Origin of the sequence: Legionella drancourtii LLAP12 (assembly GCF_000162755.2) — a bacterium.
GTDB lineage: Bacteria > Pseudomonadota > Gammaproteobacteria > Legionellales > Legionellaceae > Legionella > Legionella drancourtii.
Genome location: NZ_JH413820.1, coordinates 50518 through 56930 on the forward strand (window position 1 = coordinate 50518; position 6413 = coordinate 56930).

Here is a 6413-nt window from a genome sequence, read left to right on the forward strand (position 1 = left end):
GAAAATCATAAGGAATTAATTAGTATGGGGTTAACGGTGGGGATTATATGCCTCACTATGTTTATCATTCACCGTTTCATTCCTTCTATGATTTGGGCTTCAATTATTGTTATTGCTACTTACCCCCTTTATAAACGTTGGCGTCATCTATTTGGTAACCGAGATAATCTATCGGCCTTACTTTTTACGATGTTAATTGGTTTATTATTTCTGTTGCCTTTAAGCTGGTTGGTGCGAATTTTAGTTAAAGAGATACAACTTTTTATTAATTTTTTACAGGATATAAATCAACAAGGTGGTGCAGCACCGGAGTTCCTCAAAAATTTTCCTTTTGTGGGTAATGATTTAGTTTCTTACTGGGATAGCAATATTGGTAACCAGGAAAAATTAGAGACTTCCTGTCTAATGTGCATTTATCGTTAACACCTACCAGTTACTATGTCAAACAAATAGGAACTAACTTGGCGCACCGCAGTGTACAAGTCGGTTTTACCTTATTAAGCTTGTTCTTTTTTTACCGTGATGGCGATAAATTACTCGCTCAGGTTTATCAAGTAGGAGAATATTGTCTAGGACAACGATGGTTCCGTTATGCGGATAGATTGCCTAAAGCATTGAGTGCAACCGTAAATGGAACCATTGTTGTAGGGCTTGGCGTTGGTTTTCTAATGGGCGTGTGCTACGGCTTAGTGGGTTTTCCTGCACCAACACTTACTGGATTTATTACGGCGCTTGCGGCCATGATTCCATTTGTTGTTCCCATCGTTTTTGTTACAGTTGCCATGATTTTGTTTTCAGTGGGGAGTACGGCGGGGGCGATTATTGTCTTAATCTGGGGGACATTGGTGATGTTTGTTGCAGATCATTTTGTCAAACCAGTACTCATTGGTGGTGCTATTGAATTGCCCTTTTTAGCGGTGTTATTTGGTATTCTTGGTGGAGTTGAAACTTTAGGTTTGCTCGGGTTATTTTTAGGACCTGTAGTTATGGTTCTGTTTGTGACTTTATGGCAGGAGCCACAAGCAACACCTTATATTCAAAAGCCTGTTAAGTTATAACGAAGTTACTTTTTCCTTGGGAGATGCGATTTTTAGGCTTAATTCGACAGCAATGGGGCTTACAGCCCAGTCTATAAGTATCATTGCCCCTTAAGTGAAGAATTTTATGCTTTAAAGTTTTCAGAACCTGTCGTCTCCGCGCAGACGCATAGGCGTCAAGTTAAGGAGATTAACCTTGTCTATCCTCGATCTGATCGGGCTGGATATGCAGAAAACCCTTTGTACGTGAGCAGATTTTAAAGAAAATGAACTGTAATTAATCCATAATTTATACGTTCAGTTTAAATTTCTTCTGATAAGCATGAGATTGTTTATTTAAAATCCGCTCTATATGTGGACGTAAAATATCAAGTTCAGTTGATTTAAATGAGTTATCAGGGAAGCAAGCTATATTACTATCTTGTTGTTTTAAAATGGCTTTATCTTGTCGCACTGCTAACTTAATGAACGGAAATAAAAACAATTTTTTTATCCAACTAGGGTCTGTTGACATTTCACATAGGCAACCATAAAAGTGCGCAAACCATGGCCACTACAGACGCGTAATTGCGTTTTAATTTATCAAATCTTGTGGCAAGCCCTCTAAAATGCTTTATTCTAGCGAATAAATTTTCAACTAAGTGCCTGTATTTATATAAGCACCAATCCATATCAGCATTACCAATTTTAGAATTGGATTTTCTTGGAATGACAGGTATAGATGATTTCTTGCGAATGGTATCTCGTACTTCTTCGCTGTCGTACCCTTTATCAGCAACAGTAAAATCTGCGGCAGGTAATTTTTCGATAAACTCTGGTGCCACTTTGCAGTCATGAACCTCGCCACCTGTTATCTCAAAATCAATGGGTAATCCATGTGCATCAACTGCCATATGGATTTTTGTTGTATTGCCCCCTCTGGATTTACCGATGGCTTGATTTTCTTCAGAAGCGGCGCCAGCACTGTGTTGATGGGCTTTAACTATGCTGCCATCAATAAATTCCCATTCCAAATCAGGCTCCTGTACGAGTGCCTTGAAAACAAGCATGAGCTTACCTTTTGATGACCAGCGATTAAATTTTTGAAAGACGCTATTCCAACGTCCAAAAGTCCTCGGAAGGTCGCGCCACGGGCATCCAACGCGCATACGATACAGTATTCCTTCTACTGCTTTTCGTAAATTGGGCTTGTCATATATCCCTTGTTCGCGCATTATTGTTCGTAGCTTTGACCAATGCTCATCACTGAGCTTGTGTCTAGCCATTGCAAACTCGTTTTTTTCTTGTGTTAGAACCTGAAGTCTACGAGTTTGCTCATATTTTTCAATATGTTAACGACAAAATGTCAACACACCCTAAGCCAGCTTTTTCTATAGCTTATGATTAGAAATGCGCGATGTTCATTGGCGGATGATGTTGGACTTAAATAAAAAGTGAATGCAGCGCTTAAATGCTTGTGACCATGATATTCAATCTCGGCAATTAATGGAAAATGGAATCGTCCAATGGAGTAATTACGATTGTTTTCAAAAATAGAGCTGATTAGACCGGACTGTTTCTTCTCTCCTTCATAGAGTACTTCTGCATTTGTTTCACTGACGGTTAGCGTTGCTGTAATAGATTGTCTCTTGCTATCATGTCTAAGTAATCCCGAGTGCACGAAATGGGTGTGTGTGGCATCGAGGGTATTTTCTATTATATTTAAAATGCTTCCCTGTATGTTAAATTGCATGTGATGATAGTGATAATTTTTTGTTTGGAGAGCCGGAATAGAATAAAGTAACGAGGTATGTTCATCTTTTTCTAAGCAGACAAAAACCAAATTAGCGTAAACTTGAGTTTGATAAGTGGGAATTTTTTTATTCTTTAAGTTAATTTTTTTAGTTAAGCCAGGAATGGCCACACATTCACCATTCATGTTAAAACGCCAGCCATGATAAGCACATTGGAGTACTTCTCCATCCAATGTGCCCGCAGATAATGGTGCGCCTCGATGGGGGCAGCGATCTTGTAGGGCAATAATTTGTTTATTTTGACGAAAGATTAAGATGGGAACACCCAACAATAAAAAACGTTTTGGATGCCGTGAAAGTTCTTTGATAGTGCAGGCTGGGAGCCATTGATTCTTGAATCTCGATAAATTCATAATTTATACCTTTTAAGAATAGGAATAAACAGCGTATGCAATAACCAATTTATACCTTTCCATGTTGCTCTTCGATAAAGTGGTAAATGCTTAATGTAAATAGCTGAGTATTCTATAAACGGTTGTCCGCCACGCAGTAATTTGAAATGAGAGGCTCCGGAGCTGAGATTTAAACAAACGCCTTTTTTATTGCTGTAGTCTAGGATTAAGTAGATAAGTATTCGATACAATGCGTTCTGATTGGGTAGATGAGTATTGTAACCAACCAGTGGTGCAGTGATAACATGCTCACTTTCAAAGATACCGATGATACCTTGTAGCACGCCTTTAGGATCACGCAAACCAAACAGGGTTAAAAGGTTGTTTTGATGCCAATAGGCAATCAATTGTTCGCTAAATTGAGGATTGTGTTGAGAGTATTTTTCTATATAGAGCTTGTTATAAAGTTCCAGAATATATGGATAATCACTTTTTTTAATTTGGTCATGAGTAACCAGTTGATAGTCACTTTTTGCTAAGGCTCGTCGATCATTTTGGGTATTATTGCGTGTTTTATAATCACACAATGTTGAGTCAAAAATATAGACTTGTCGGGAGGGTGTCATTATAAAACCTAACTGGCTTAAATGATGTATAACCGCATGATTTGTATGATAATTTAATGAGCGATAAACAAAAGCATGATCAGGATAGAAGGCTAGATCTTGTTTGAGCTGTTGTTCCGCACCTTCACCTTGCCAATTGGGGTAAGGATTGGTCGATAATAAGAAATTATTGATACAGCGGTTTTTGTTTATTTTCCCATGTCTTAGTAATCCGCCTATTGCCCACATCAAAATCCTTAAAAACAAACGTAATGGCCGATTTTTTATTTTGACTAGTTCATCTTGACTATAAGTAATGAGGGCATTATAAGGAGAGCATACATAAGAGGATTCATACTCTTTTTCATTTAATGTGACTGGAAATTGAAAGCCACCAATTTCCGTCAAAGTCATTTTTGTATCAACGTTAAGCATCCATAGTTGACTAGGTTCTTGGATAAAAGGGGCGCAATATAGTTGGCTTTTAGTATTAAAATCCATTTTTTTCTATTCCTCTCCATTAAACTCTATGTCATCGGTTGAGGCTTGGTGAAAACTCTTTTTCTCTTTAATCATGCATAAGGTAATATCTGCAAGGGTAATTAAGCTTTTTAATTTAAGCCAGGGGTAGGCATCCTCTTTTAAAACATCATGGGCTTTTCGATAATCGGCTATGAATTGTTTTCGATTTTTTCGAAAATGGCTAAAACCGTGTAGCCACATCCCCAGCCCAAGCATAAAAGGTTGGGGGGAGAGTATACTGTCTTGGGTTTGCCTCTGGAGGATGCTTGGCCAGCTAATTTGGTTTGCAATAAGGTGAAAACCACTAGTGGCTCTGGGATTACATTCTAAAACAAAGGTCTCATTTTCCTCTAAAATAAAATCGAAGGCAATTTGGCCGCTAAAGTTATAACGCTCACAAAAAATCGCAATGAATTGGGTTATCGATGGAATGCTCGCCGGTTCAAAATACATCCCAGCGGCAGGTCCTGCAGTATATTTAGGATGATAACAACTATGGATTAATATCTTGCCCTGGTCGGCAATCGCATAAGAGCAATATTCTTTACCTGGCAAGAAAGCTTGAGCAAGATAAGGTCTCGTTAAGGGTAATTCTTTAATGGTTTTCGATGATGGCTTTAGAATTACATGCGAGCCAAAACGTGAATAAACAGGTTTTAAAACGATTGTTTCATTTTCTGGGATTTTTTTCTTATCTTCTTGCGTCGTTAATAGCCAACTTTTAGGGGCGTTCAAACCATAATCAAGAGCAAGTTGATTAAATGTATATTTATTATGAAGAGGGTTTAATCGAGCAAATGGCTCACATAGTAATCGCGAGTACTTAGATAATTCATCATGGCTTTGGCTAACAAAGAAAATTTCTTCACAGGTTGGAATAACCAGGTCAATTTTATAATTAATAAGGATGGTTTTAAGGGCACTGATGAACTGAGAAAGATTCCGATTTGGTTTGGGTATGGTGAAATGTTGTTTTAGACCCGAAACAAAACGACCTAGTGGAAAGTTCAAGCTGTCTGCACTGTATACCTGATAACCTTGTTTAATGAGGCTTCGTATGATGTCCATGCTTGCTGGTGCACGGGTGCCTGTTACTAATACGTTCATTATTTATTCCTTGTTATCATCGTTGACATGATACGCCGTTGTTTTATGTGACACTCTTTTTTTTCGTAGGTCTGCCAATGCCACTGTGGTATGTCACAGTCTATTTGTATAAATAATTGATTTAAATGAGCTATCAATTTAGAACTATCTAATAACTCAGGAAAAACTTGTATGCTGAAATTATTGATGTCGTATTGGCAAATTCGATAATCTTCGAATTCCATCGGGCTGGAAGCCATTTTTTGGCGAATAGTATCTGCAAAAATAGGAATATTCACGGAATCTTTCCTACCATAAAGAATGTCACCTTCACGACCTTCAATGGTGGTTAACTCAGTAAAAGCCCCGCTGGTTTTTTTTTCTATAAGAATATCATCCAAACGGTAGCGGATAATGGGTTGCGTATGACGCAATAGATCCGTAATGATAGGTACAAAACGGTTTTCATCAAGCCATTCTTTTTCGATGATAAGAAACTCTTCATTCATAATAAGATTATTTGTAGTCTTATCACTGATTGCAAGAAATCCTTCTGTGCATTGATAAATTTGTGCAACGGGCAGATGAAAAGCATCGCTTATGGCTTTTTCATCATTTTTTTCTAACACTTCAGCTACGGCAATTATTTTTTTGGTTGAATAGTAAGTCGGTGTTTTTGTTGTGCGAGAAACACTAAGACACTGGACGGAGCAGATAAAATGGTAGGTTGTATAGCATTTAATGCTTCGATGTGTTCATCAAAATTGGTTAGCAAATCAAAGAAATAAAATTGAATTTTTTTGCTTTGGTTGAGTGTTTTATATAATTGGTTATTTGCTCTTAAAAAAAATGCGATGCGTTCTTTTGTTTTTAATCCATTCGGCAAAGCTTTTGCGAGCATAATCCCTGCCCACATGTCGCGTTCTCTTGGGCTTGTAAGAAATAATCCCCTTTGCCCAGAAGTCCCCGAAGAGAGACCAACTGCAATTTTATTGAAAAGAGGAGAAAAATCGCGGGTTTCTTCTGCTTGTAAAGCAA

At 37.9% G+C, this 6413-nt stretch carries 6 protein-coding genes and 2 pseudogenes; 1 reads left to right on the forward strand and 7 read right to left on the reverse strand.

The window, feature by feature from the left end; translation table 11 throughout:
• Positions 1–1058 (forward strand): annotated as a pseudogene (locus LDG_RS20610) (AI-2E family transporter); the annotation flags it as partial.
• Between the two features lie 268 nt (positions 1059–1326).
• Here LDG_RS20610 and LDG_RS08585 read toward each other — a convergent pair.
• The 7 genes and pseudogenes from LDG_RS08585 to LDG_RS18470 form a co-directional block, all read right to left on the reverse strand.
• Positions 1327–1551: a hypothetical protein gene (locus LDG_RS08585; protein ID WP_006870886.1), complete on the reverse strand. Its 225-nt coding sequence runs from the start codon at positions 1549–1551 to the stop codon at positions 1327–1329.
• Between the two features lies 1 nt (position 1552).
• Positions 1553–2302 carry an IS5 family transposase gene (locus LDG_RS08590; protein WP_040534536.1) on the reverse strand — a complete coding sequence of 250 codons (750 nt, stop codon included), beginning with the start codon at positions 2300–2302 and terminating at the stop codon, positions 1553–1555.
• Between the two features lie 80 nt (positions 2303–2382).
• A complete protein-coding gene (locus LDG_RS08595; RefSeq protein ID WP_006870889.1) occupies positions 2383–3183 on the reverse strand; it encodes an aromatic ring-hydroxylating oxygenase subunit alpha in 801 nt (266 codons plus the stop codon).
• Positions 3180–4268, reverse strand: coding sequence for a hypothetical protein (locus LDG_RS08600; protein ID WP_006870890.1), 1089 nt, complete (start codon positions 4266–4268; stop codon positions 3180–3182). The genes LDG_RS08595 and LDG_RS08600 overlap by 4 nt, the downstream gene beginning before the upstream one ends.
• Positions 4269–4274: 6 nt before the next feature.
• Positions 4275–5396 carry an ATP-grasp domain-containing protein gene (locus tag LDG_RS08605; protein WP_006870891.1) on the reverse strand — a complete coding sequence of 374 codons (1122 nt, stop codon included), beginning with the start codon at positions 5394–5396 and terminating at the stop codon, positions 4275–4277.
• Entirely contained in the window at positions 5396–6004 is a 609-nt protein-coding gene (locus LDG_RS18465) for a hypothetical protein (RefSeq protein ID WP_006870892.1), read from the reverse strand. Before LDG_RS18465 ends, LDG_RS08605 begins: the two co-directional genes overlap by 1 nt.
• Before the next feature lie 14 nt (positions 6005–6018).
• Positions 6019–6413, reverse strand: a pseudogene (locus LDG_RS18470) (F390 synthetase-related protein); the annotation flags it as partial.